Consider the following 1,474-nt stretch of genomic DNA (forward strand, 5'->3'; position numbering starts at 1 on the left):
GCCCGGGCGCACGGTCGAGGCGGTGGACCAGATGGTGGTCTCGGTGGGCCCGTAGAGGTTGACCACTTCGGAGGCACGGGCGGTGAGCTCCTGGGCCAGGTCGGGCGGCAGGGCCTCACCTCCGACAAGGACGCGCAACCCCTCCAGTGCGTGGGGGGCTTCATCGGTCAGGGAGCGCCACAGCGTGGGTGTGGCCTGCATGACGGTGGCTCCGCCGTGTCCCAGGTGGGCGGCCAGGGCCCGCGGGTCGCGAGCGGTGTCGCGGTCGACAAGGTCGAGGGTCGCCCCGGCCAGGAGCGGCAGGTGGACCTCGAGCAGGGAGATGTCGAAGCCGATGGTGGTCACTGCCGCCCAGCGGTCCCCCGGGGCGAGGGGAACTCGTGCGCCCATGTCGGCGAGGAAGTTGCGCAGGGACTGCTCGGAGACGGCCACACCCTTGGGGCGGCCGGTGGATCCTGAGGTGTAGAGGATGTAGGCCAGTGCGTCACCGGTCACGGGCTCGGGGGCCGGGTGTACCTGCTCCGGGGCGGGCTCGTCGGTCTCCTCGACGAGCAGCCGGGGCGTGCCCTGGGGCAGTCGGCCGGAGAGTTCCCGGTCGGTCAGGAGCACCAGGGCGCCGGCGTCCTCGAGCATGTACGCGATGCGGTCCCGCGGGAAGTCGGGGTCCAGGGGGAGGAAGGCCGCACCGGTCCGCGGGACGGCGAGCAAGGCCGCGGCCAGGTCCGCACCGCGGGGCAAGGCGACGGCGACGACCCGTTCGGGGCCTGCGCCGTGTGCGCGCAGCCGTACGGCCAGACGGTCGGCGCGCTCCTCGAGTTCGGCGTAGGTGAGTTGCTGCCCGTCCGCCCGCACGGCGACCGCGTCGGGCGTCCGGTGTGCCCGGGCGCGCACCTGCTCGGTGATGGTGGCCGACGGGAGCTCGCGGACGGTGGCCCGGTCGACCGCGCGGTGGGCCTCGTACTCCTCGTCGGAGACGGTGTCCAGGTGGCCGACGGGGGCAGGGGATGCGGGGTCGGATCCGTTGAAGCCCTCGAGGAAGCGGGAGAACTCGGCGGAGCGTTGGCGCAGGTCCTCGGCGGTGTGGCCGTCGGCGTTGGCGTTGTACTCGAACCGGAGCCCGCCGGTGGCGCGGTCCGCGTGCACGGTCAGGGAGAGGTCGTCGATCGGCCCTTCGGAGAGGGTGCGGGCGGTGGCGCGCACGTCGCCGAAGCGCAGGTCGTCGTCGAAGGCCTTGATGTTGATCACCGGCCCGTACAGCCCGCTCTCCCGGCCGACGAGTCCGAGGGCGCGGCGGATGTCCTCGGCACGGTGGTTCTGGTGGGCGCGCAGTTCACCGAGCCGTGTGCTCACCCGGCGCACGAGATCGGCGGGGGTGCTCCGGGGGTCCACCCGCACACGCAGCGGGAGGATGTTGACGACCATGGTGGGCACGCTGAGCGCTGCCGAGCCGAGCCGCCCCATGGCGGGGACCCCG

Annotated in this window: 1 protein-coding gene; it reads right to left on the reverse strand. The window is 73.5% G+C overall.

Translation table 11 applies throughout. The annotated features are described in order from the left end of the window. Nucleotides 1-1,461, reverse strand: a 1,461-nt coding sequence (locus D474_RS27340; protein ID WP_239646979.1) for an AMP-binding protein, incomplete at its 3' end; no start/stop codon positions are given. Nucleotides 1,462-1,474: the final 13 nt, after the last annotated feature.

Source organism: Nocardiopsis salina YIM 90010, from assembly GCF_000341025.1.
GTDB lineage: Bacteria > Actinomycetota > Actinomycetes > Streptosporangiales > Streptosporangiaceae > Nocardiopsis > Nocardiopsis salina.